Origin of the sequence: Rhizobium sp. SEMIA 4085 (assembly GCF_013004495.1) — a bacterium.
GTDB lineage: Bacteria > Pseudomonadota > Alphaproteobacteria > Rhizobiales > Rhizobiaceae > Rhizobium > Rhizobium gallicum.
In genome coordinates this window covers 1-25,426 of sequence record NZ_JABEPH010000037.1, presented here as the reverse complement: position 1 = coordinate 25,426, position 25,426 = coordinate 1, and the positions used below count along the sequence as shown (strand labels likewise).

Genomic DNA, 25,426 nt, shown 5'->3' with positions numbered 1-25,426 from the left:
CCTTGAACCAGGCCCCGCGCGCGGCGAAATCCTGATCGGCGAAACGGTGGGAACCGAGCGCAGTGGAAATGCGCCCCAGCGCCACCTTGGCGTCGGAGACCAGCGGGATGGCGCCGTGCTTGGCCGCGTCATAGCCGGCGAGGTTGATCGAGACGAGCTTGCGGCTCGGATTGCTGAAGATCGCCCAGCTGCCGGTCGTGAAGTCCTGGAAGCGGGTGCCGACGCCAAGGATCAGGTCGGCTCTGGCGGCGGTCTTGTTGCCGCAATCGGTGCCGGTGACGCCCGGCGAGCCGAAATTGAGCCTTTCTTGCCAGTCGATTGCACCCTTGCCGGCCTGCGTCTCGACGATCGGTATATTGTGCGCCTTGGCGAAGGCGAGCAGATCGGCTTCCGCGCCGGAATACAGCACACCGCCACCTGCGACGATGACCGGGTGTGAAGAGGCCTTGAGCACTGCGACGACATCGTCGACTTCGCGCGGATCTGGCTCTGGACGACGGATGCGCCAAGTCTTCGACTCAAAGAAGCTTTCCGGCCAGTCGTAGGCCTCGGCCTGCACGTCCTGGCAAAATGCAAGTGTGACCGGGCCGCAATTTGCGGGATCGGTCATCACCTGCATCGCGCGAGGCAGGACGGTCAGCAGATGCTCGGGACGGGTGATGCGGTCGAAATAGCGGCTGACCGGGCGGAAGCAGTCCGTCACGGTGACAGTGCCGTCATCGAAATCCTCGATCTGCTGCAGAACCGGGTCCGGCCGGCGGTTGGCGAACACATCGCCGGGGATGAATAATACGGGCAGGCGGTTCACATGGGCGAGCGCTGCAGCCGTCACCATGTTCGTCGCGCCCGGGCCGATGGACGAGGTGATCGCCATTGCCTTGCGCCGGCGCTTGGTCTTGGCATAGGCAATTGCCGCATGGGCCATGGTCTGCTCGTTCTGGCCACGCCAGGTGGGCAGTTTATCGCCAATGCCATGCAGAGCCTCGCCAATTCCAGCGACGTTGCCGTGGCCGAAGATCGCCCAGACGCCTTCGATGAAGCGCTCCCCCTCCTCAGTCATCTGTACGGCCAGCCAGCGGAACATGGCCTGTGCTGCCGTAAGGCGAATGGTTCCTGTCATGTCATACCCTCCTGCGCGACGGTCCCGCCGCGTTATTGTCCTGGCTTGCGCTGCGCGCTTCGTCCCAGATTGTGCAGAGCCGCTGATAGCGGGCCTGAATATCCTCGATCGCCTCAGCATCGGCGATGGTGCCAGCAAGCCAGTCGCGTGCGGCCTGCGCGAAGATCGTGCGGCCGACCGCGAAGCCCTTCACCAGCGGGAAGCCGGCCGCGACCTTGAAGCTCGCTGCGAGTTCGGCCTCCGGCGCGTCGAGACCGAGCACCACGATGCCGCGCGTGTGCGGATCGTTTTCATTGATCGCAGCGCAAGCCTTTTCCCAGGCGGCACTGCTTGCCATCGGCTCAAGTTTCCACCAGTCCGGATAGATGCCGATCTCGTAGAACCGCCGGATCAGGACCGCCGTCGTGTCGTCATCGACCGGACCGACCTTGGACGGAATGATCTCGAGCAGGAATTCCAGCCGGTTGCGACGGGTCGCCGCGAACAGCCGCTTGATCGTCTCTTCGTGCGAAGCTCGCATCTGCGCATCGTCGTCGGGATGGCAAAAGCACAAGACCTTGACGACGTTTTCAAGCGCCCACTCGTCAAGTCCACCGAAGTCGGGGCCAAGTTCGGGTTCCAGCGTCAGCGGACGCGAGCCCGGCCATTCGACCGGTCGGCCGACCCAAAGGCCAGTGCCTGACGCGGCGTGAAGCGCACGGCGGCCGAGGCGGTTGTCGCACAGGATGCCATAGCCCGGTCGTCCGCCCTGAACCTCAAGGGCCGCCTTCAGGCAGAGTTCTTTGAAACGGCCAATCTTTTCGGGCGTGGCACCTGCCATGGCCTCCAGCTGCATGCGGTGGTCGAAGGCGAAGACGCGCATGGTGGACCAGTCATTGTGGCGGTTCGTCGCCCAGTGGATCTGCTCGAGGTCGCCATCCTTGCGCAGCGCCTTGTCTTTGATGCCGCGCTTCAGGAAGAAGTCGAGCTCCTCCAACGACGGATAGGCCGGCGTGCAGCCATGGCGGCTGACGGCGAAGGCCCCGCAGGCATTGGCATACTGAAGCGCGCGTGGCCAGGGCGCATCCTCCAGCCAGCCCTTGATGAGACCCGACATGAAGCCATCGCCTGCGCCGAGAACGTTGAAAACCTCGATCGGATAGCCGGGGCCGCTTTCTCCCTCGTCGAGCCTATCCGGTATCGCACCGGTCAGGGCGACGGCGCCGGCCGCGCCGCGCTTGCAGATGAGCGTGGCGGTGGAGACGGCACGCACGGCACGCAGAGCCTCGATCGTGTTCGTCGAGCCGCCGGCGATATGGAATTCCTCCTCCGTGCCGACGATCAGGTCAAAGAGACGCAGCGTCGATTGCAGTTTGGCGGTCACCTTGCCGGATTCGACGAAGCGGCTCTCGCCGTCGCCATGGCCGGCCACGCCCCAGAGGTTCGGACGGTAATCTATGTCGAGCGCGGTCCGCGCGCCATGCTTGCGCGCGAGCTCCAGCGCCTTGAGCACGGCCTTTTCGGTGCGCGGATGGCTGAGATGGGTACCGGTCGCGACAACCGAGCGGGAACGGGCGATCAGCGCCTCGTCGATATCGTCTTCGCAGAGCGCCATGTCGGCGCAGTTCTCGCGGTAGAAGATCAACGGAAAGCGGTCCTCGTCCCGGATGCCGAGGAGCACGAGGGCCGTTAGCCGCTCGGGATCGGTCTTGACCCCGGTGACGTCGACGCCTTCGCGTGCAAGCTCCTCGCGAATGAAGCGGCCCATGTGCTCGTCGCCGACGCGGGTGATCAGCGCCGAGCGCAGGCCGAGGCGGGCGGTGCCGGCAGCCATGTTGGTCGGCGAGCCGCCGATATATTTGTGGAACGACCCCATGTCTTCCAGCCGGCCGCCGATCTGTACCCCGTAAAGATCCACGGACGAGCGTCCGATCGTGATGACATCCAATGACTTGTTCATTTCTTCCTCCGGCACCCGGCTGCAATTGCCTGACGTGCATGGTGCCCGCGCCGCTCGAGGCGCAGGCAGCGGGTTGTCGGCTCAGAGCTTGCCCGAAACGTAGCTGATGCTCTCGCGCACGGCGGTTTCCGGATCTGCCAGTCCATGCACTTCCTCGGCAAAAGGCTCGAAGCTGTAGGGGCCGTCGAAGCCTGCCGCGATGAGCGCCTTGATCTGCGGAATGTTCTCCAGCCGATCTTTGGCATCGACGAGCACGCGGTGGGCGTCGAGCATGTCATCCACTGCGACATTGGGATCGACGACGCCCGAGATGTGGACCAGACCCGTCCTTTCCGCGAAGAACTCTGTCTCGCCGGCCAGGTGGTGATGGAAGGTATCGTGCACGAGTTTGTAGATGCCGCCGCCTTCAGCCGCGTCGATGGCGCGAAGCGCTTCCTTCTTGGTCCTCAGCGAGGAGATCGGGAAGCCGAGAGGTTCAACCAGGCCTGTCAGTCCGCGCTCCTCAAGGATCGGCTTCATGGCCTTCAGCGCCGCGACGAGATCATCGAACGACACTTTCGTGCCGTCGTTTAGCGGGCACATGACAAGCGCTTTGGCGCCGGAAGCGGCCGCATAGTCGGCGAGCGTCACAGCCTTCTTCGGTAATTCACCCGACCAGACGTTGAACGGATAGAGCGCGTTGATCGAGATGATCGTGACGCCGGCGCTCGCTGCAGCCTTTTTGACGACTTCAGGCTCCACCTTCCCAACGATGTCGGGAAGATCGTTGCGGATCTCGACCTCCGTCAGACCCAGATTGCGAGCCGCCGCAAAGAAGTTTTCAAGCGACAGCTTGGGCGCGGTGATGTGGTTGATGGCAAAACGCATGGAGGACCTCAGTTGTAAAGCGCAGGGCGAGCGGGAAGATTAATCGCGACTGCGGCACCCTCTGCTTCCTGCGCGGCTACGCAGGCATCGGATGTGATTGCCGCCACATAACCGTCCCAGGAGTTCGGGCCAGCCGCCGTGCCTTTGGCAGCGGCATTGATGAAGTCCTGCAGCTCAACGTCATAGCTGGCGATGAAGCGATCCTTCCAATCGGTGAGGATATCGTTTTGAAGCTTGGCGCCGAGACGCGTCTGGATTGCCATCGGCTCAGGCAAAGTGGCAACACCGTCTTCGCCAACGACCTCGCACTGAATGTCGTAGCCGTAGTGGCAGTTGACGAAGATTTCGACATCGATGGTCGGGCCCTTGGCAGTCTCCAGAATGACAATCTGGGGATCCCTAAGCTTGGCATGACTGCGCGCTGCCGAACGCGGAAACAGCACACGAGCAGAAACGTAGTCGTCATTCAACAGCCAGCGCAGCACGTCGATTTCGTGAATCATCGTATCGTGGATGGCCATCGGCGTAACATATTGCTCGGGGACGGCCGGGTTGCGATGGGCGGCATGAACCATGATCGGCGCACCGATCTTGGTATCCACGAACTGCTTCAGGGCGACATAACCCGCATCATATCTGCGCATGAAACCGACCTGTACAAGTCGTTTGCCGTGCGCAACTTCTGCATCAACGATGCGCTTGGCGCCATCGGCGGTCGTCGCCAGAGGCTTTTCGCAGAAGCATGGCCTACCGGCAGCGATCGCGGCCAGTACATATTGTTCGTGAGTGGCACCCCAAGAGGTGACAAGCACAGCGTCGACATCGGGTGAGGAAATCAGTTCCTCCCCGGTGGTGAAAATTGCAGCATCAGGCGCAATGTCGCTTTTCACCGCTTCGGCCGAGGCGCGGTTCACGTCACTCAACGCGACGACTGTCGCCCCGCCAAGAACCTGATTGATGCGGCGTGCATGGTCTCGGCCGATTGCACCGGTGCCGATGACACCTATTCTAACAGTCATTTGGAAAGCCTCACTTTCGGTACTTTTTGATGTAATTGTTCATTTCGCTACACATGAACCGTCCAGACTCGTCTGCCTTGTCCTCCCAGGCGAAGACGCAGGAGGTCATAATACCGTCGAAGCCAATATCGGCGAGCGTGCCGAAGAAGTCGTCCCAGGGGACCTCGCCTTGGCCGATATTGAGATGTTGGTGAACACGCGCCTGGGTACCCGGTGGGTTGAGAATATAGCGCAGACCCGACGACGCTTTGTGATTGAAGGTATCGCCCACATGAACGTGCGCGAGAACGTCCTTGGCCTCGCGCAGCATCGCCTTGGTATCGTCGCCAAAGTAAAAGGTGTGCGGGGCGCAATAGAGGAACTTGACGTTCTTCGAATTCACCGTGCGGATGATGTCGAGCGCGGGCTGCAATGTTTCGCACCAGTCTTCCGGATGCGGCTCGACGTGTAAACTGATGTTCTCACGTTCGAAGATCGGTACAAGTTCCTCCATCGAGCGCCACCATGCGTCTTCACAGGCCTCGATCATCGACCCGGTGTGGCAGCAGTAGCACGAGCCTTTGTCGGGGTGCGGACCGCGCCCGAATTCCGAATTCATCGTATCGACTTCCATCTCCACCGCGATTTCGATGGCGCGCTTCCAGTGACGCACAGCGGCCTGACGCTCGGTCTCGTCATTCGAGGCCCAGCGATACATCGGCAACAATGAGGCGATCTTCACACCCTCGGCGGCCAGCGCTTTCTTGAAGGTTTTGATACGCTCAGGGAAAACCCGGGGTGCCTTGAACCATTCCAGAAAATCGGCGCGGGGGCTCAGTTCAATCCATTCATAGCCGAGCTCGCGGACCTTCCGCGGCAGCTCCTCGAGGCTGAGATGACGATGCATGAACGGGTCAAGGGCGATACGCATATGTTGGTTCCTTCGTGTTTTAGCGACATGCCTCAGAAGGCGTCGATTGGTGGGGCCGCGGGATCCGGGAGGAGATCGACCGCGGCCACGGCCGTCATTTTTGGTAGGCGGCCATGTTGTCGGGGGTGACGAGTTCGAACGGTACCCAAAGGGTGCGCTCGCTGGCCTGCTTTCCTGCCAATCTGACAGCCGTCTGGACTGCGGCTTCGCCTTGCTTTGTTGCGTTCTGGAAAACTGTCGCGTCGATGTCTCCGGCCTCCATGGCGGCCAGTCCATCTGGCGTGGCATCGATGCCGGTGATGACAACGTCGTTCATCGCGACGCCAGCCGCCTTCAAAGCCTGAGCCGCGCCAATGGCCATCTCGTCGTTATTGGCAACCACCGCATCGAACTTCAGCCCGGCCGTCAGCCAGGAAGAGACGAGGTCCTGCGCCTGGGTCCTGTTCCAGTTCGCTGTCTGCTTTTCGACGATATCGATCCGGCAACCGGGTTGAGAAAAGACGGCCTCGACATCCTTTGTGCGCACAAGGGCTGCATGGTTTTCAAGCGGCCCCATCAGAATGACGACGCGACCTTTGCCGCCCAGAAGCTTGCAGGCAGCTTTCGCTTCCATCGTGCCGGAATCGAGTTCGTTGGAACCGACAAAGGCTGTGCCTTCCGGCAATCCCGAAGCAAGTTCGGCCGGCGGATGGTTGACGTAGACGAGCGGGATCTCCGCATCAGCTGCCGCCCGTGTGATCGCGGCCGTCGAGTCGCCGTCAACGGCATTCACGATGATTGCATCAACACCGTTGGCAATGAAGTTTTGGATTTGGTTGAGCTGTTTGGCAGGATCGAGTTGAGCGTCCTCTGTGAGGAGTTCGACATTTTTTACCCGTTTTGCTTCATCGCGGATTCCGTTCAGCAGAATCGTCAGAAATGGGTTATCGAACGACGTCATTGTCACCGCCACGCGCGTGCCAGCAAAGGCCGGGGCGGCTAGAAGGCAAAGCGCGGTCGTTATTAAAAGCTGTCTCATTGCAGTTCTCACAAATCGAACTTGGTTTTGGCGCCACAGCTCAGCAAAAGAGGGACGGCCGACCGGCCCTCTTTTGCTTTTGCGAATTCAGGATTTCACGCGCTTGCGTTGCCGGTACACGTCCGCCACCACGGCTGCGACAATGATCACCCCCTTGAGCATTTCTTGGTAATAGGCATCGAGGCGCAGAAAGGTGAAGCCGGAGATAATCACGCCGAAGATGACCATGCCGATCATGGTGCCCGGGATCGATCCGCGCCCGCCCGAGAGCGACACCCCTCCGATAACGGCCATCGCGATCGCATCGAGCTCATAACCTGTTCCCATACCGGCTTGTGCGGTCAGTCCGCGGGAAGCCACCACGATTCCTGCCAGTGCGGATAGAAGACCGGCAACCGCATAGACCTTGACCGTATGCCGTTCGACGTTGATCCCGGACACACGTGCGGCCTGCCGGTTCGCGCCGATCGCATAGGTAAATTTGCCGTAGCGGGTGTAGCGTAGAACAACATGCATGACCGCTGCCACCGCAAGGAAAATAAGCACCGGTGCGAGGCCCTTGCCGATCGCAGCAAAGCTGTCGGTTGGGAAGCTGATGGGTTGGCCCTTGGTGTACCACTTCGCGAACCCGCGTGCCGTCACCATCATGCCAAGCGTTGCAATGAAGGGAGGGATCCTGCTGTAGGCGATCAGGAAACCATTGATCGCTCCACAGGCAACGCCGACCAACAACCCGGCCGCGACCGGCGCGACGACGGGAAGATCGGTCAAACCGGGGTAAAGTGCCCTCGGGAAGGAACTCGCCTGCGCCAGACTCATCGAAATCATGGCGGTCGCACCGACGATCGAGCCGGAACTGAGATCGATGCCGTCGGAGATGATCACCTGGGTGACGCCGATCGCGATGATCCCGATCACCGATACTTGCAGGATCATGATCGCAAGGCGTTGCGTGTTCGCCAGAAAACTTTGTCCCTGCAGAATCCACCCAAGTATCTCGAACGTCAAGGAAATGCCAACGAGCACGAGGAGAATTGTAAGCTCGGACGGCAGACGACGCCGTGACGGGGTGATCTGCGGAATGGTCTGTGTTGTGGTGTTCATGGTGCGTTTCCTCCCGTGTGCGCGGCTAACGCGCAGCAAGGTCCATTATCTTGACTTGATTTGCCTCGGCGCGATCGAGAACGCCCGACACACGGCCTTCATGCATGACGACAATGCGGTCACTCATTCCCAGCACTTCCGGCAGCTCCGACGAGATCATCAGTACGGCGACCCCCTCCGACGCCAGAGCTGTTATCAACCGGTGTATTTCCGCCTTGGCGCCGACATCGATGCCGCGTGTCGGCTCGTCGAGAATAAGGATGCGAGGCTTGGTCAGGAGCCAGCGTGCGATCAGCAACTTCTGCTGGTTGCCGCCTGAGAGATTCTCGACAGCCTCATATAGATTTGGCGTTTTTACCCGAAGCGTTGCTGCCATTTCCTCCGCAAGCTTCGTCACCGTCGATTCATCGACAAACCCCGCCTTTACATGGGATCGCGTAATCAATGCGGATTGGATGTTTTCCAGGCAATTCAGTATCAGGAAGCAGCCAGTTTCCTTGCGATCCTCGGTAAGAAAGGCAAAGCCGTGCGACATTGCCGCGCTGGGACTGTCGATGGTAACCGGCTTACTCTCGACCAGGATTTCACCCGACGTTGCCGGCGTGACGCCAAAAATGGCCTCAGCAACATTGGATCGCTTGGATCCCACCAGGCCAGCCAATCCGAGAATTTCTCCTCGTCTCAGAGAGAAGGAGATGTCGTAGAAGACACCGGGGATGGTGAGGTTCTTGACCTCAAGGACCACGTCACCAATCGGGCAATCGATCTTGGGAAACATATCGGTGATGTCGCGCCCAACCATCATACGGATGATGTCGTCACGGGTTACATCCTTTGAAGAGTGCGTACCGACATATTTTCCGTCACGAAAAACCGTGAACTCGTCGGCAATCTCGAAGAGCTCGTTCATCTTGTGGGTGATGTAGACAATGCCGATTCCGCGTTTCCGCAAGTCGCGGATAATGGAAAAGAGGTGATCCACCTCTCGGTCGGTCAGCGCCGATGTCGGCTCGTCCATGATGAGGACAGAGGATTCGTAGCTAACTGCGCGCGCAATCTCGACCATCTGTTTTTGAGCTACTGTCAGTTCGGACACTTGAGCTCGCGGATCGAGTACGATGTTCAGGCGAGCAAAAAGCTCCTCCGTCATCGTCACCATCTTGGAATGGTCGATGAGTCCAACGCGGTTCTTGGGTTCGCGTCTGATCCAGATGTTCTCCGCCACTGTCATCCAGTTCATCAACTGGAGCTCCTGGTGGATCATCGCGATCCCTTGCTCCAGCGCGTCAAGCGGTGACTTCAGCACTGTCGGGACACCGCGAAGACGTATTTCACCAGCGTCCGGCTGGTATATCCCGGCGATGATTTTCATGAGCGTCGACTTGCCAGCCCCGTTTTCGCCCATCAATGCGTGGACAGTTCCGGGTCTGACGCGAAGCTGCACGTTGTCGAGCGCCAAAACACCCGGGAACTCTTTGCGAATACCCTCGATTGCAAGCAGGCCGTCGGCTTCCGTGGCCTCGAGTACGCGCTTGATAGCTGCCGCTGTGGTGGGACTTACCATGGCTTATCCTCCATCGCTTCGAAATCGAAGGAGGCGGCATATCCGCCTCCTTCGACGCTACGATCTGTTTTAGTTCTTGGCCTGGTAGTCTTTGAGATTTGCCGGGGTGACGAGTTCGAACGGCACATAGCCTTTCTTCTCGACGGTCTCGCCGCGCGCAATCTTCAGGGCCGCGTCTACAGCGCCCTTTCCCTGCCCCGCAGCATTCTGGAAGACGGAGACATCGAGGTCGCCAGCGGCCATGGCAGCAAGCGCATCTTGAGTGGCGTCCACGCCGGAGACAATCACGTCTTTCATGTCTTTTCCGGCAGCTTTCAGCGACTGGATCGCGCCAATTGCCATCTCGTCGTTGTTGGCAATGACAGCGTCAAACTCCACGCCGGCAGATAGCCAGTTGGTCATCAGGTCGGCGCCCTGTGGGCGCGACCAGTTGGCGGTCTGCTCCTCAACGATCTTGATGAAACTGCACTCGGGTGTCGCAATCACGTCCTTGATGTCCTGCGTGCGCATGCGGGCGGCCTGGTTGGAGAGCTCGCCCATCATGACGACGGCTTTCGCCTCTGTCTTCCCAGCCTCCTTCAGAAGGCGGCAAACTTCCTTGGTTTCGAGCGTTCCGGACTCTTTTTCGTCGGAAGCCACGAAGGCCTGCTTTTCGGGAAGCTGGTCCACGTTGACTGGCTGACGGTTCACATAAATCAAAGGAATACCTGCCGCATCGGCAGCCTGCGAGAGCGCAACGGTCGCATCCGTATCAACTGGATTGACGATAATGGCGTCGACGCCGGAGGCGACAAAGTTCTGGACCTGGCTGAGCTGCTTACCAACGTCGTTTTGCGCATCTTCGATCTGAAGTGTAACGCCGTCCTGGGTCTTGGCGTAGTCGGTCATGCCGTTTCGAAGAACCGTGAGAAAATTATCGTCGAAGAGCGCCATCGAGACGCCGATCGTCTCGGCCGACGCGGTCGTCGCCAACATGCTGGCGAAAGCTGCAATAATCAGGTGTTTTTTCATTTCATTCTCCTCCAGAGGTTATCGCGGCGCCAAAAGCCCAGGTCAGCCATTTGGCAACAAGAATTCGCTGACGAAGATCAATGATCTCCATCATCGGTTGGTCAGGATTTTCGTTATCCCGGTGGGGCAGCCTCCTGTCTCCACCACCCGGCAGGACAATTTCCTAGTGGAGGGCCGTCGTCAACGTCTCGTGACGGCTACCGGCTATCAGCGCTGATAGAAACCATGCAGCTGTTCATGATAGAATCCATCAAACCATCACAGACTCTCAGGCACCCAAAGTTGCGCAGGCAGGAAGCGTTGTCCTGGCGTTTCTGCCATGCCGTGTTCGATCGTGTGAACCATGGTGCCAATGAGGTCAGCGCATAATTCACGCAGGGGCGTCTGAAATACGCCGGTGATGCGCCGTTCAAGCAGCGCCTGTCGTGATTCCGGCGTCAGTTCGTTGACGAGGCAGCCGATCTTTTCGCCTTTGTTCGTTTCCTGCAAAGCTTCGATCGCGCCTTCCATCCCGCCCCCGATGCAGTAAACACCCACCAGGTCATCATGGCGAGAAACGGCGTCCATCAGCAGTTCATACGTCAAGCGCCGGGTTTCAAGGTTGATAAGCGCATCCAGCACCTCGAACTCCGGAGCGTATTCCCGCATATAACTGCGAAATCCAGTCTCGCGTAGCGAATGCCCGTGAAATCGGTGACCACCTAGAAGCAGGAGCAGTTTTCCGGGTGAATGCGACAGCTTGGACAGGAGCCATGCGGCGGTCCGCCCCACTTTCATGTTGTTAGTGCCGAGATATGCCTCACGCACGCCTTGGGCAAAGTCGGAAAGCAGCGAGAAGGTAGGAATCCCCTTGGATTTGAGCGTGCTCACCGCCGATGTGACGTCATGATGGTCTGGTCCGATAGCACCAACGGCCTGCACCTTTCCCTTCATGCCAAGCAGCAGCTCTGAAATCTCACCGGGCTCACCGGACTTTGCAAACTGCACATGCACTTGAAGACGCCGGTCCTTGACAGCACGTGCGGCGGCCTGCAGTTCTTCGGCAAATGCTTGATAGAAGGCGTGGCGTTCTTTGCGCAAAACAACGCCCAGATTGTAGGAAGGCATATCTGCCAGCATTCGCTGCCGAATTATATTTGCGCCGTGAAATCCGACCCGCTCGGCAGCAGAGAACACTCGTTTTGATGTTTCTTCGCGCACCGGGAGTCGGGCATTCAACACGCGATCGACTGTTGCAACGCTAACGCCAGCCGCTTCTGCGACGTCCGCAATCGTGGGACGCTTCATCGAGATCACCTCAGGGAAAGACAGGATTTCTTCACAATGTGACATAGATTGTCATGCGGATTGAGAGAAACCAATCAGCAATGCAAAAAATATCTGTCCTTGTTCTAGCTGCAGGGCGATGAGGCCCTTTCGCTCATGATTTAGGTGGAGTTTGATGCGTCACGTCGCCTCGCCGCCGGCGTCAAGTCCAGAATCGAGGTCGCCGCAAGGTCATCGTTTGGACCGACGATCGCCGAGCTCCGATCAACAGTCACGCGGCATAATCCCCCTGGACACGGCTGCGGACGGGATGGTCCGGCAATCGGAACTGACCAACGATCTCCATAAGCGTTTCGGCCTCGTCGGCGCGTTGCCGGGTCGCCGCGTTGGTTTCTTCGACCATAGCCGCATTGCGCTGCGTCATCTGGTCCATTTCGTTGACAGATGCATTGACTTCGGCAAGCGCGTTTGACTGATCACGGCTCGCAGTCGCTATCGTCGCCACCCTCTCGGCGACCGTATCCGCACGCATTTATTCCTCTCGTACTTCAGAGCGTAGCCACTCCTGAAACTCATCGGCGATGGGAAGGCTCTGTTTTTCCTCGGGGCGGACGACGTAATACGCGTTTTCGGTTCTCATCGTGCTGGACGTCAGGGGTAGGAGCATGCCGGTCCTTAGCTCCTCCTCTATCAGATAAGTTGGCAGAAGCGCCGCACCGAGCCCGGCTATCGCTGCTGCAACCATCATCGAAAACTGGTCAAATCGGAGCCCGACATACGCATTGTCTACGATCGAACTTTGTAGTCGAAACCAGTCCGACCATAGCTTTGGCCGCGTCGTAAGGTGTAGCAATGGAATGGTAGAGAGATCGCCTGCTGCCTCTCGCCTCGCCCGTTCGGCGAGTGCTGAACTTGCTATCGGCATAACGGTCTCATGGCAGAGGAACGTCGGGGTGCCACCTGCCCATATAGGTTGTCCGTAATGGATAGCGAGATCGAAACTATCCTCCATGAAGCTGAAGGGCTTCGAACGAGATTCTATCGTTAGCGCAACATCTTGATGCGTCTCGAGGAAACGCCCTAGGCGGGGGACGAGCCATTTCGCGCCAAAGGTTGGAAGTGTCGCTATCTTTAGCGATGCGCGCGTGCGACCTGCTGCCGCCGCATCGATCATAAGCCGTTCCGATCGTGCAAGAAGATCCTTAACCTCCGGCAGCAGCCTTTGTCCGGCCTCAGAAAGGATGACACGTTGACGAATGCGCTCGAAAAGCTTGAGGCCAGTCTGCCGTTCCAGATCTGCAATCTGGCGGCTGATCGCGCTCTGGGTCAGGTTTAGCTCTTCTGCTGCGCGCGAGAAATTCGCGTGGCGGGCCGCACATTCAAACGCTTGAAGGGTCACAATGTCTGGCACCAGGCTTCGACGCATACCTATTCCATTTTCGCATAAAGTTAACCGCACAAGTCACAACACGTGGCTGCCACAGAAGAGTATATTGCATTTCCAGCATCAAGTCACAAACTCTTCAAAGGTCTAAAACAATGACGAAGCATGTCACATCGAGCGACATCCGCGCCGCGTTTTCTGAAGCGATGTCGGCCATGTATCGCACCGAGGTCCCTGCTTACGGAACTCTGATGGATCTCGTGGCCCGGGTTAACAAGGAAGCACTTGCCGCCAATCCCGCACTTAGGGCTCGCCTTAAAGCGACAGACAATCTTGATCGGATATCTGAGGAGCGTCACGGTGCAATCCGCTTGGGAACGGCGGACGAGCTTGCGATGATGCGGCGCGTCTTTGCGGTCATGGGTATGTATCCGGTTGGCTACTACGATCTATCCACGGCAGGAGTGCCCGTCCATTCGACTGCGTTTCGGCCGGTCGGCGAGGAAGCCCTTAAGCGCAACCCTTTTCGGGTCTTTACGTCTTTGCTTCGCCTCGACCTTATCGCGGACGAGACCTTGCGCAAAGAAGCGGCCGACATTCTCGCCAAGCGGCAGATTTTCACCAGCGGCGCAGTCGAGCTGACCGAAAAGGCGGAAGTCGAAGGTGGGCTGTCCAAAGAGGATGCGGATCGTTTCGTTGCGGAAGTGTTGGAGGCATTCCGCTGGCATGACAAAGCTTTAGTCGATGCCGATATGTATCATCGTCTGCACGATGCCCATCGCCTGATCGCCGATGTCGTTTCCTTCAAGGGACCACACATCAACCACCTCACCCCTCGCGCGCTTGATATCGACAAAGTGCAGGCGCTGATGCCCGAATACGGAATTTCCCCGAAAGCAGTCGTTGAAGGACCGCCGACGCGCGACTGCCCGGTCCTGCTGCGCCAGACCTCTTTTAAGGCGCTTGAAGAATCGGTGTCATTTGAAGACGGTCGGGGACGCTGGAAAGCCGGCTCCCATACGGCGCGCTTCGGCGAGATCGAACAGCGGGGCATTGCCCTTACCCCAAAAGGCAGGGCTCTTTACGACAAGCTTCTCGACAATTCCCGCAAGGTCGTGCGTCCGGCGGCGGATGGCTCGAACGCCAAGGCCTACGAAGCGGCGCTTGCGCAAACGTTTCATGTATTCCCCGACAACTGGGCGGCCATCCGCGCTGATGGGCTAGGGTATTTCAGTTACTCGCTCACGGAGAAAGGGAAGAAAGGCTCTGTGCTGCCGGATGCAAGCATAGATTGCCTCATTGCAGACGGCCTGATCCAGTTTGATCCCATCGTTTACGAGGATTTCCTTCCCGTCAGCGCCGCGGGCATTTTTCAGTCGAATCTTGGCGACGGCGCACAGCAGGAATTCGTGGCTGGTCCAAATCAAAAGCGCTTCGAAGCAGACCTCGGTGCGCAAGTTCTGAACGAATTTGATCATTATGCGCACATTGAGAAAGCTTCACTGGATGCCTGCGTCTCGCAGCTGAAAAATCGTCCCGCCGCCGAGTGAACCGTCACAGAAATCGCGCAAGCAGAAGCCGACCTGGAGTCCCAAAATGAACGTTTCCGTAAAGACTGTTTCCGTTACTGAAGAAGCCACCGCGATACTCGGCCGCCTCGGCGTGGCAAAATCACGTTACAGCGAAGGCGACCTTGTTGCCTTCTCTCCGATTACTGGCGAACAAACGGGCAAGCTGAAAGCGATGAGTTCGGCAGAGGCGACCAAGCTGATCGACCAGGCTCACGAGGCCTTCCAGACGTGGCGCCTCGTGCCCGCACCAAAACGCGGCGAACTTGTTCGTCTCCTCGGCGAGGAACTCCGTGCCGCCAAGACGGATCTGGGCCGCCTCGTTTCGATCGAAGCAGGCAAAATTCCGTCCGAGGGATTGGGCGAAGTGCAGGAAATGATCGACATCTGCGATTTTGCTGTCGGCCTTTCCCGCCAGCTTTACGGTCTCACAATTGCTACCGAGCGCCCGGGCCACCGTATGATGGAAACCTGGCATCCCCTCGGTGTCATCGGCATCATTTCCGCCTTCAATTTCCCGGTCGCCGTTTGGGCCTGGAACGCAGCATTGGCTTTGGTCTGCGGCAACAGCATCGTGTGGAAACCATCGGAGAAGTCGCTGCTTACAGCATTGGCGTCGCAGGCAATTCTCGAACGCGCCCTCAAGCGTTATGGCGAGGCTCCGGAAGGCCTCTCGCAGGTTCTGATCGGCAATCGAGCGATCGGTGAGGTGCTCGTTGATCATCCAAAGGTTCCGCTCGTGTCAGCGACGGGTTCCACTCGCATGGGCCGCGACGTCGGCCCGCGGCTGGCCAAGCGTTTCGCTCGCGCCATCTTGGAACTTGGCGGCAACAACGGCGGCATCGTATGTCCCTCAGCTGATCTCGACATGAGCCTTCGAGCCGTCGCCTTTGGCGCGATGGGCACGGCTGGCCAACGGTGCACGACCTTGCGTCGCCTGTTCGTCCATGAAAGCATCTATGATCAGCTCGTACCGCGCCTGAAAAACGCCTATGAGAGCGTTACTGTCGGGGATCCGCTGCAGTCGACAGCGTTGGTCGGACCGCTTATCGACAAAATCGCTTTTGAAAACATGCAGAAGGCACTTGTTGAAGCCAAGGCGCACGGCGGCACCATTTCCGGTGGGCAACGTGTGGATGTCGGTCACGATCTGGCATTCTACGTCAGGCCGGCGCTTGTCGAAATGCCCAAACATGAAGGCCCGGTTCTGGAAGAGACCTTCGCACCTATTCTGTACGTCATGAGATACAGCGATTTCGATGCCGTCATCGCCGATCACAATGCGGTGGGTGCGGGCTTGTCTTCCTCGATCTTCACCCTGGACATGAGGGAAGCCGAGCGATTCGTAGCTGCCGATGGCTCCGATTGTGGCATCGCCAACGTGAACATCGGCACGTCGGGTGCAGAGATCGGCGGTGCGTTCGGAGGCGAAAAAGAAACCGGAGGCGGCCGTGAATCCGGCTCCGATGCCTGGAGAGCCTACATGCGTCGTACGACGAACACGATCAACTATTCGAAATCGCTGCCCCTGGCACAGGGCGTTTCTTTTGACATCGAATAGGACGTGCGCGTTTCATGACGATCTCAACAAAAATCGAAGAAGCGGGCTTTAAACCGGCTTCGCGGATCGCCTCGATTGGCGTTTCGAAGATTCTCCAGGTCGGCGCACGCGCCGCTGCTATGAAGCGCGATGGTCTGCCGGTCATCGTGCTGGGGGCGGGCGAGCCTGATTTCGATACGCCGGAGAACGTCAAGGAGGCGGCTAAGGCCGCCATCGACGCTGGCGAAACGAAATACACCGCTCTGGACGGCACGCCAGCCCTGAAGAAGGCGATCGTCGAAAAGTTCAGACGGGAAAACGGCATCGACTACGATATCGACGAGGTTACAGTTGCGACAGGCGCCAAGCAGATCCTGTTCAACGCCTTTATGGCGACGCTCGATCCCGGCGACGAAGTGATCATCCCGACGCCTTACTGGACTTCCTATTCCGACATCGTCGAGATTTGCGGTGGTGTGTCAGTCCTTATACCGTGCGACGCCAAGGCCAACTTCCGTCTCCAGGCCGAACAGCTGGAAACGGCAATCACATCGAAAACCCGTTGGATTCTTCTTAACTCGCCGTCCAACCCATCGGGCGCTGCCTACAGCGCCGAGGATTACCGCCCCCTCCTGGATGTTTTGATTCGTCATCCGCATGTCTGGTTGATGGTCGACGACATGTACGAGCACATCGTCTATGACGATTTCGCAGTTGCGACACCTGTCGCGATCGAGCCTCGACTGAAGAATCGGACATTGACGATCAACGGTGTATCGAAAGCCTACGCGATGACGGGCTGGCGCATCGGTTATGCGGGTGGCCCGAAGGCTTTGATCAAAGCGATGGCGGTGATTCAAAGCCAGGCGACGTCCTGCCCCTGTTCGGTCAGCCAGGCTGCCGCGGTCGAGGCTCTGAACGGGCCCCAGAAGTTTCTGAAGGAGAGACAGGAGAGCTTCCGTCGTCGTCGCGATCTTGTTGTCGAGCGCCTGAACGATATCGACGGGTTGGATTGCCGTACTCCTGAGGGTGCTTTCTATACTTTTTCCAGTTGCGCCGGCGTTTTGGGCAAACTGACGCCGAAAGGTAGGAAGATCGAGGCCGACCATGACTTCACCGACTATCTTTTAGAAGAGGCCCACGTCGCGGTCGTCCCTGGCTCGGCCTTTGGCCTATCTCCCTATTTTCGGATTTCGTACGCGACTTCGCAAGCCGAATTGATGGAAGCGCTCAATCGTATCAAGCATGCTTGCTCTGCATTGCGGAATTGATGTCATTGCCTGGTTCGAGGTGTGTATAGACTGATGATACCGCGTCTCCATTCCGCTTCTGGAAAACAGCAGTTGCCGCCCGGCTTTGTCGAGAGGCTCAGCGAAGTCGGGTTCGATGGCGACGTGGAACAGCGTGCAATGTCGCGCACTGTCTTCGCAACTGACAATTCTATCTACCAGGTAACCCCGACAGCAATTCTGTTTCCACGAGATGCCGACGACCTGAAGAAGATTGCAAAGGCGCTTTCCGATCCTCGTTTTGCGGATCTCACCATCGCCCCGCGCGGGGGCGGCACGGGGACGAACGGCCAGTCGCTCACCTCGGGTATCGTGGTGGACTGCTCACGGTACATGAACCAGATCCTGGAAATTGATCCGGCGAGAAAGGTGGCCCGAGTCCAGGCAGGTGTTGTCAAGGACCAGTTGAACCGAGCCTTGGAGCCACACGGATTGTTCTTTGCCCCGGAGCTTTCGACCTCGAACCGGGCCACAATCGGTGGCATGGTGTCGACCGACGCCTGCGGCCAAGGATCGTGCCTTTACGGCAAGACCTCGAATCACGTGGTTGGGCTTCGTATCGTGCTCATGGACGGCTCCGACTGGTGGTCGCGTCCGATGGATGAAGAAGCATTTGCCAAGACCCTGGCGAGGGGTGACCGGATCGGCGACGTTCACAGGACGGTTGAACGCATCGCACGAGAAAAGCGCGAACGCATAGAGGAGGTTTTTCCCAACCTCAATCGCTACATGACAGGCTACGATCTAGCTCATATCCGTCGCGCCGACGGCCGCTTCGATTTGAACGCCGTTCTGTGCGGCTCGGAAGGCACCCTTGCCATGATCGCCGAGGCAGAACTCAATCTTCTGCCGATCCCGGCGCAGGTCGCCCTCCTCAACATCCGCTACAGCGACTTCAACGCCGCGCTGGAAGACGCTCGCACCCTGAGCGCCCTCAATGTCGCCTCTGTCGAGACGATCGACGAGAAGGTGCTGGGGCTTGCAAAGAACGATATCGTCTGGACCGACATAGCCCGGTTCTTCCCCGAGAACCACACAGACGTGGCAAACGGCATCAATCTCGTCGAGGTGCTGGCCGACGATGAGGCCGAACTCCAACGAAAGCTTGCCGCGGTCACGGCGGTGCTCGATGAAGAACTGGATACCAACCGCCTCAGCTATACTGTGGCGCGCGGACATGCCGACGTCGAGGCGATATGGAATATGCGCAAGCGCGCTGTCGGATTGCTCGGCAATGTGGACGGCCCCGTCCGTCCTGTCGCCTTCGTCGAGGATACAGCTGTCCCGCCTGAGAATTTGGCTGCCTATATCCGCGAATTTCGCGCGCTACTTGACAAGGCGGGCCTCTCCTACGGGATGTTCGGTCATGTCGACGCGGGGGTGCTGCACGTACGGCCGGCACTCGACTTGACCCGTGACGATCACGTACCTTTGCTGCGCCACATCAGCGACGCCGTAGTGGCGCTCACTCGCAAACACGGCGGCGTTCTGTGGGGCGAGCACGGTAAGGGCGTGCGCTCGGAATATGTGCCGGAATTCTTCGGCGACCTTTATCCTTGCCTCCAAGACATCAAACGGGCTTTCGATCCGAACAACCGCCTCAACCCGGGCAAGATCGCCGCGCCGTCCACAGCGTCACTGCTCAAGATCGACGAAGTGCCTTTAAGGGGCGCTTTCGATCGCATAATCGGTAACGAAATACGCGCAGCCTTCGACAATGCCGCCTATTGCAACGGCAACAGCGCTTGTTTCGACTTCGACGAGACGAGCCCCATGTGTCCCTCCTACAAGGCGACCCGCGATCGGCGATACTCGCCAAAAGGACGCGCCATGCTTGTGCGGGAATGGCTGCGCCTGCTTGGCGAGAAGGGCATTGATCCACGCAAGGAGTCCGTGCGTCTGCGCCGGCGACACCCATTCTTGAGCCTGACGGCACGTGTCATAAACAGCCTTAACCCAAGAAATCGCAACGACTTTTCCCACGAGGTTCGAGAAGCAATGGACACCTGCCTTGCGTGCAAGGCTTGTGCCGGGCAGTGTCCCGTGAAGGTCAGTGTGCCGGCGTTCCGCTCTAAGTTTCTGGAGCTGTATTATGGCCGTTACTTGCGTCCACTAAAGGACTCGATGGTTTCCGGTATCGAAACCACCCTCCCTTTGATGGCGCGCACCCGTCCGCTCTACAATCTCGTCGCCGGCACATCGCCTGGCAGGCGGCTGATGCGGGAGATTGGGTTGACGGCACTTCCACTTCTACCGCGGCGCTCATTTTACGAGGAAGTCCGCCGTTTGGGTGTGGAGATCGCTCACGCGAGAGAGATCGAGAAGCTATCGCCAGATGAAAAGGATCGGGTTGTCGTATTTGTTTTCGACAGCTTCACATCCCATTTCGAACCAAACGTGCCGGTTGCAGCCATTCGCGTTGCTCGTAAGATGAACTTGATCCCGTACCTCGCCGCATACCATCACAATGGTAAAGCATTGCACGTTCATGGGTACCTCGGTCGTTTCGAGAAAGCGGCCGCAAAGACGGAACGTTACCTCCGAGCCCTAGCAGACGCCGGCATTGCTCTCGTTGGGCTGGATCCCTCAATGACGCTTGTCTACCGCAGCGAGTATCTCGGATTATGGACGAGCGGACGCAAGGCGACCGTTCTTCTTCCGCAAGAATGGCTTGCAGAGAATTTGAGCAGGCTATCGATTAAACCTATTCCATCGCCATCACCCAAATACAGCCTCCTTCCTCATTGCACCGAGCGTAGCAACCTTCCGTCCGCCCCAAACCAGTGGAAGTCGGTTTTTCAGGCTCTTGGCGCAAGTGTGCATGTAGAAATTGTAGGATGTTGCGGAATGGCCGGAACCTTTGGTCACGAGGTCCGCAACCGCGGCATCTCGGAGCAGCTTTACGCCATGAGTTGGGCGCGATCTGTAGCTGAAGCATCGAAAGACAAGGTCGTCATGGCCACAGGTTATTCGTGCCGATGCCAGGCAAAGATAATCGATGGCAGGTCTCTACCTCACCCGCTGGAGGTGATCTACACCATGCTCGATTGAAGTGTCGTTTCGTTTCAGCCGGAGGCTGAGTTGCTATTGTGAGGTTCGACAGCGGTCCAAAACGAGTTGCCATGACGGGAATCGGGAACCCGTTTGGCTCCGTCGAGACCGTGAACCTGTCCATTCTGACGATTTGTAGTGGCAGTGACACGCGAAATGCCTGGCAGATCCGCGAACGATTCCGCGCTCAGCATCTCGTCCTCGGCGAGGATTTCCGCCACGCGGCGGCGGCCGCGTTCCCGTGCGGCGGCAAGCGCGCCCTGCAGTTCATCAGCCGGCTCAGTCACTTCCTCTACCGGAAATAAATCCTCGCGAGCCAGCGGCCCTTGATGGGAATCCAACCCTTGGCCCTGCAATCTTGGAGCATCGGCCGAGTGTGCCTTACGCAGACTTGCTGGAAGACCGGAAATCTGCTGCTCAGCTATTGCTGCCGCGAGGCTCGAAAGCATCGTCTGGTAGCCGGTGAGGAGGCGACGAGGCACTTGGGACTGAGCAGATCGAACCGTGAAATTGGGTTTTCGGGCTAACTCACTCAGCGGCATCAACCTGCCGCAGGAGTCAGGTAGTGTCTGCATTTTGCAATGCAGCACACAATTCCTGCACCGAAAAACGATTCCTACTTTACAACGATATTATAATCTGTGAAGTAGTGCATCACTTCACAGATGGGACTGATGCCTTGAACCCGACACGCTTTGCCACCCGCCTCAATTCATTTGCTTCTGCCGCTCACCGGGAATGGCCGGGCCAGCCTACAAAGCCGTCGGTCGTGCAGATGGCCAACCGCGCCGCCCGGGTGAAAGGACTGACCGACCTCGACCTGAACTACCCCGACCACGTGACTGAGAATCCAAAGGAACTTTCGCAAAGGCTCAGCAATCTCGGACTTTCGATCAATGGCTTCGCTATGCGCTACTATACAAATCCTGCCTTCAAGCTCGGCGCCTTCACACATCCGGATGAAGTCGTCCGGCGCGAGGCGATCGATCTGACGAAGAAAGGGATCGATGCCGCCCGTGAAGCCGGGTCGAGCTTGATGACGATATGGCTCGGCCAAGACGGCTTCGATTACGCATTCCAAGTCGATTATGAGAAGATGTGGCAACACGAAATAGATGGTATCCGTGAAGTTTGCGAGCACGATCCCGATTGCCTGATCTCGATCGAGTATAAGCCGAACGAGCCCCGCTCGTATAGCCTGATGCCCGATGCGGCCACGACGTTGCTCGCCATCAAGGATGTCGGCGCAAAGAATCTGGGCGTCACGCTCGACTTCGCGCATGTCCTCTACGCCGATGAGCAGCCTGCATTCGCTGCCGCCATGATCGCCCGCCACAGCCGCGTGCTCGGTGTCCATCTCAATGACGGCTATGCGAAGCGCGACGACGGGCTGATGGTCGGGGCAGTCCATACCCTTCAGACGATCGAGTTGCTCCGCCAGATCAGGCGCGACGGCTACGACGGCGCGATTTATTTCGACACGTTCCCAGATATGACCGGGCTCGATCCGGTTCACGAATGCGAGGTCAACATCAAGACTGTCCAGCGGATGTTGAAGGTCGTTGACCGCCTCGAGCAGGACAATCGTCTCGCAAGCGCGATTGTCCGACAGGACGCCGTTTCTACGCAGGCCATCGTACAGGAGCTGATGTTCGGCGCGGAGCACTGAACCACCAAGCCCTCCGGGAGGAAAACATGAAGAGAATTTTCGCTGTGGCTCTCGCCGCAACCCTTTGTGCTGGCATCGCGACAGCACAGGAACTGAAGCCCCTCAATTCGGATTCTGAACCAGACCGCATGGACTGGTCCGAACTGGAAACGAAATTCGGTGCGCTACCGACGCTGCCCGAAGCTTTCAGGGTCGGTGGCGTCTCCAAGACCCTGACCAATGAATACTGGCGTTCGCTCGGCCAAGGCTATCAGAAGTTCGCGGACAAGGTCGGCGTGACGGTGGCCTATCAGGCCGCCCAGAGCGAGGGCGACCAGCTCGGCCAGCTGACGATCGCCGAGGGCATGGTCACGCAGGGCTACAACGTGCTGCTGGTGTCGCCGCAAACCGACGCCAACCTCCAGCCCGTCATTGAACAGGCGAAGGCTGCCAACGTGCCTGTCGTTAACGTCAACGATGCTGTGATCCCGCAGGCGGAGCATTACGTCGGCAATGTCCAGCGAGACAACGGCGTCCGAGTCGCAAAATGGTTCATCGAGAACCGTCCGAATGGCGGCAAAGTCGCGATAGTCGAGGGTCAGGCGGGTGTTTATGCAGCCGTCCAGCGCACTGATGGCTTCAAGAGCACGATCGAAGACGGCGGCAAATTCACCGTCGTCGCGAGCGTGCCCGGCAATTGGGACCGCCAGATGTCCTATGATGCGGCAACCAATATCCTCCAGCAGCATCCCGACCTCGTCGGCTTCTACTGCAACAACGACGGCATGGCGCTTGGCGTTGTCGAGGCCGTGAAGGCCGTGGGCCTGGAGGACAAGGTCGTCGTCTTCGGCACGGACGGCATTTCTGATGCCTACAAGTCGATCGCAGCTGGCGAACTGACGGGCACCGTCGACAGCTTCCCGGTGTTGACGGGTGAGGTCGCGATGGAAGTGGCGCTCCGCCTCGTCGCAGACCAGAAGTTGCCGCGCGTGGTCGCAACGCCTCAGGCTCTCATCACCAAGGAAAACATCAACGACTTCCAAGGCGAAGGTGTCGATGTGCGCACGGTGCTGATGAAAGCGGCCGGAAAGTAGACGCCTCCCAAGCGGGACGGTCGGCATAGCCGGCCGTCCAAACTCTCAAAGGTTGGATTTCCATGGCTGTTCCCAGATTGGCGTTCGAGAATATCTCCAAAGTCTTTCCCGGCGTCAAAGCGCTCTCCGACGTCTCCTTCGATGTCGCGCCCGGTGAGATCCATGCGCTGCTTGGCGAGAACGGTGCCGGCACGTCGACGCTGCTTCGCATCCTGTCGGGTGTCTTTCGTGCGACGGAAGGGGAAATCAAGATCGACGGCGCGGCCCATCACTTCAAGCGTCCCGAAAGCGCTCGCCAGGCCGGGATCGCCATGATCCACCAGGAGCTGCAACAGGTGCCGCATCTCACTGTGGCGCAGAACATGTTCCTCGGTCACTCGCTGACCCGTTTCGGCGGCATCGTGGTCAATCGCCGGGAACAGGAACGGCGCGCCGCCGAGGCCCTCGCGATGATCGATCCTACCATCAATCCGGCCGCTCCCATTTCCACGCTGAAGGTTGCGCAGCGGCAGGTCGTCGAAATCGCCCGCGCGCTGTTGGACAAGGCGAAGATCATCGCCATGGACGAACCCACGTCGAGCCTGACACCGAGCGAATTCGAACGATTGGCCGATATCATCGAGCGGCTGTCGACGCGCGGCGTCTCAATCATCTACGTGTCCCACAAGATGGACGAGGTGTTCCGCGTCTGCCAGCGCGCCACGGTCATGCGCGACGGTAAGGTCGTCGGGATGGTCGATCTGAAGAAGACCGCAACGGCCGAGGTCATCGCAATGATGGTTGGCCGCGAGCTCCTGGCCGAGGAGCACCACTCGCATGCAACGACGACGACGAGTGTCGAGGCGCGGAATCTCAACACAGCTCGCGTCCGCGACATTTCCTTTGACCTTCACAAAGGCGAGGTCCTGGGCGTGGCAGGTCTCGTTGGTTCGGGTAGGACTGAACTCTTGCGCGCGCTCTCAGGCGCCGACAAGGTGACGTCGGGCACCATCAAGGTCGACGGGAAGCTGCTCACTCTCTCCAATCCACGCGCGGCCATTGCCGCAGGCATCGGCCTCCTTCCCGAAGAGCGCAAGCGCGAAGGCATCATTCCAGACCGGTCCGTCACCATCAATATGGCGCTGCCATCGATGAACCGTTTCTCGAAAGGCGGGTTCATCAACCACCGGAAACTCAAGCGGGCTGCAGAAGACCTGCTCAAACGCGTCAACCTGAGACCATTCCAGCTCGATCGGCAGATCCGGTTGTTTAGTGGCGGCAACCAGCAGAAGGCGATCATCGCACGGTGGCTGGCGGCGGGCTCGCGCATTCTGTTGTTCGACGAACCGACGCGAGGCATCGACGTTGGCGCGAAATCCGAAATCTACCACCTCATCGAGGTCCTCGCTGCAGAAGGTCATTCGGTGATTGTCGTCTCCTCAGAGCTTCCGGAAGTGATGCGGGTCTCCGACCGCGTCCTCGTCATGCGTGACGGCATTATTGTCGCAGAACTCGGTCGCGACGAGCTTTCCGAAGAAACCATCGTCTCCCATGCCGTTGGGAAGGCCGACAGTCGCCCTGGCGCGGCATGACCAACAGGAACAATTCCATGTCTGACACGACCCAGAATGCCGCAGTGCCCTCGTCCAAACTGTTCGGATCCTTCTCGGTACGAGATACCGGCACCTTGATCGGCCTGATTGCCATCGTGGTGCTCTTCGGATTGCTTGCCCCTGACTTTGTATCCCAGCGAAATCTGCTCAACATCCTGCAGCAATCGAGCATCAATGCATGCCTGGCCCTCGGGATGACGCTGGTGATCATCTCTGGCGGCATTGATCTTTCGGTCGGCCCTACCGCGGCAATCGCCGCCGTGATCACAGCGACGCTGCTTGTTGCGGGCATACCCGTTCCGCTCGCCATTCTGGCCGGCCTCGGCATCGGCGTCATTTGCGGTCTCGTCAACGGTGTGCTCGTAGCTTACGCCGGATTGCAACCGTTTATCGTCACGCTCGGCACACTGAGCACATACCGCGCCATTGCGCTGATCTATAC

General features: G+C 58.7%; 19 protein-coding genes and 2 pseudogenes. 8 read left to right on the top strand and 13 right to left on the bottom strand.

Annotated features, from left to right (window positions below; translation table 11 throughout):
• From C9413_RS06270 to C9413_RS06215, 12 genes and pseudogenes are all read right to left on the bottom strand, one after another.
• A partial coding sequence (locus C9413_RS06270) for a thiamine pyrophosphate-binding protein (protein ID WP_246703705.1) occupies positions 1-1,120 on the bottom strand: 1,120 nt, incomplete at its 3' end.
• A 1-nt stretch (position 1,121) separates the two neighbouring features.
• Complete coding sequence (gene iolC / locus C9413_RS06265; RefSeq protein ID WP_170250284.1) at positions 1,122-3,059, bottom strand: 5-dehydro-2-deoxygluconokinase; 1,938 nt, start codon at positions 3,057-3,059, stop codon at positions 1,122-1,124.
• Between the two features lie 81 nt (positions 3,060-3,140).
• Positions 3,141-3,926 carry a TIM barrel protein gene (locus C9413_RS06260; protein WP_040114849.1) on the bottom strand — a complete coding sequence of 262 codons (786 nt, stop codon included), beginning with the start codon at positions 3,924-3,926 and terminating at the stop codon, positions 3,141-3,143.
• Positions 3,927-3,934: 8 nt separating this feature from the next.
• Positions 3,935-4,945 (bottom strand): Gfo/Idh/MocA family oxidoreductase, encoded by a 1,011-nt coding sequence (locus C9413_RS06255; RefSeq protein WP_170250283.1) that lies wholly within the window; start codon positions 4,943-4,945, stop codon positions 3,935-3,937.
• Between the two features lie 10 nt (positions 4,946-4,955).
• A complete protein-coding gene (locus tag C9413_RS06250) occupies positions 4,956-5,855 on the bottom strand; it encodes a sugar phosphate isomerase/epimerase (RefSeq protein ID WP_040114847.1) in 900 nt (299 codons plus the stop codon).
• A 94-nt stretch (positions 5,856-5,949) separates the two neighbouring features.
• Positions 5,950-6,873: a substrate-binding domain-containing protein gene (locus C9413_RS06245; RefSeq protein ID WP_040114846.1), complete on the bottom strand. Its 924-nt coding sequence runs from the start codon at positions 6,871-6,873 to the stop codon at positions 5,950-5,952.
• 87 nt (positions 6,874-6,960) lie between these two features.
• On the bottom strand, positions 6,961-7,977 hold the full coding sequence (locus tag C9413_RS06240; RefSeq protein WP_040114845.1) for an ABC transporter permease: 1,017 nt from the start codon (positions 7,975-7,977) through the stop codon (positions 6,961-6,963).
• 25 nt (positions 7,978-8,002) lie between these two features.
• Positions 8,003-9,541, bottom strand: a complete 1,539-nt coding sequence (locus C9413_RS06235) for a sugar ABC transporter ATP-binding protein (protein ID WP_052451759.1) — start codon at positions 9,539-9,541, stop codon at positions 8,003-8,005.
• Positions 9,542-9,610: 69 nt separating this feature from the next.
• On the bottom strand, positions 9,611-10,552 hold the full coding sequence (locus C9413_RS06230; RefSeq protein WP_040114844.1) for a sugar ABC transporter substrate-binding protein: 942 nt from the start codon (positions 10,550-10,552) through the stop codon (positions 9,611-9,613).
• A 258-nt stretch (positions 10,553-10,810) separates the two neighbouring features.
• Positions 10,811-11,839 (bottom strand): LacI family DNA-binding transcriptional regulator, encoded by a 1,029-nt coding sequence (locus C9413_RS06225; RefSeq protein WP_040114843.1) that lies wholly within the window; start codon positions 11,837-11,839, stop codon positions 10,811-10,813.
• Positions 11,840-12,089: 250 nt separating this feature from the next.
• Positions 12,090-12,338: pseudogene (locus tag C9413_RS06220) on the bottom strand (hypothetical protein); the annotation flags it as partial.
• A 12-nt stretch (positions 12,339-12,350) separates the two neighbouring features.
• Positions 12,351-13,250, bottom strand: coding sequence for a LysR family transcriptional regulator (locus C9413_RS06215; protein WP_170250285.1), 900 nt, complete (start codon positions 13,248-13,250; stop codon positions 12,351-12,353).
• A gap of 107 nt (positions 13,251-13,357) precedes the next feature.
• Here C9413_RS06215 and C9413_RS06210 point away from each other — a divergent pair, with 107 nt between their 5' ends.
• The 4 genes from C9413_RS06210 to C9413_RS06195 are packed head-to-tail and all read left to right on the top strand — an operon-like array spanning position 13,358 to position 20,650.
• Positions 13,358-14,752, top strand: a complete 1,395-nt coding sequence (locus C9413_RS06210; RefSeq protein WP_040114840.1) for a VOC family protein — start codon at positions 13,358-13,360, stop codon at positions 14,750-14,752.
• Between the two features lie 46 nt (positions 14,753-14,798).
• Complete coding sequence (locus tag C9413_RS06205) at positions 14,799-16,331, top strand: aldehyde dehydrogenase family protein (protein WP_040114839.1); 1,533 nt, start codon at positions 14,799-14,801, stop codon at positions 16,329-16,331.
• A 14-nt stretch (positions 16,332-16,345) separates the two neighbouring features.
• Positions 16,346-17,581, top strand: a complete 1,236-nt coding sequence (locus C9413_RS06200) for a pyridoxal phosphate-dependent aminotransferase (RefSeq protein WP_040114838.1) — start codon at positions 16,346-16,348, stop codon at positions 17,579-17,581.
• A gap of 33 nt (positions 17,582-17,614) precedes the next feature.
• On the top strand, positions 17,615-20,650 hold the full coding sequence (locus tag C9413_RS06195) for an FAD-binding and (Fe-S)-binding domain-containing protein (protein WP_040114837.1): 3,036 nt from the start codon (positions 17,615-17,617) through the stop codon (positions 20,648-20,650).
• Between the two features lie 63 nt (positions 20,651-20,713).
• Here the strand turns inward: C9413_RS06195 and C9413_RS33090 are convergent.
• Positions 20,714-20,979: pseudogene (locus C9413_RS33090) on the bottom strand (XRE family transcriptional regulator); the annotation flags it as partial.
• Positions 20,980-21,329: 350 nt separating this feature from the next.
• Between C9413_RS33090 and C9413_RS06185 the strand changes: the two are divergent.
• The 4 genes from C9413_RS06185 to C9413_RS06170 all read left to right on the top strand — a co-directional run.
• Positions 21,330-22,319, top strand: a complete 990-nt coding sequence (locus C9413_RS06185; protein WP_040114836.1) for a sugar phosphate isomerase/epimerase family protein — start codon at positions 21,330-21,332, stop codon at positions 22,317-22,319.
• Positions 22,320-22,345: 26 nt separating this feature from the next.
• Positions 22,346-23,392 carry a substrate-binding domain-containing protein gene (locus C9413_RS06180; protein ID WP_040114835.1) on the top strand — a complete coding sequence of 349 codons (1,047 nt, stop codon included), beginning with the start codon at positions 22,346-22,348 and terminating at the stop codon, positions 23,390-23,392.
• 62 nt (positions 23,393-23,454) lie between these two features.
• Positions 23,455-24,963 (top strand): sugar ABC transporter ATP-binding protein, encoded by a 1,509-nt coding sequence (locus tag C9413_RS06175; protein WP_170250281.1) that lies wholly within the window; start codon positions 23,455-23,457, stop codon positions 24,961-24,963.
• Positions 24,964-24,980: 17 nt separating this feature from the next.
• The coding region (locus C9413_RS06170; protein ID WP_170250280.1) for an ABC transporter permease at positions 24,981-25,426 on the top strand (446 nt) is incomplete at its 3' end.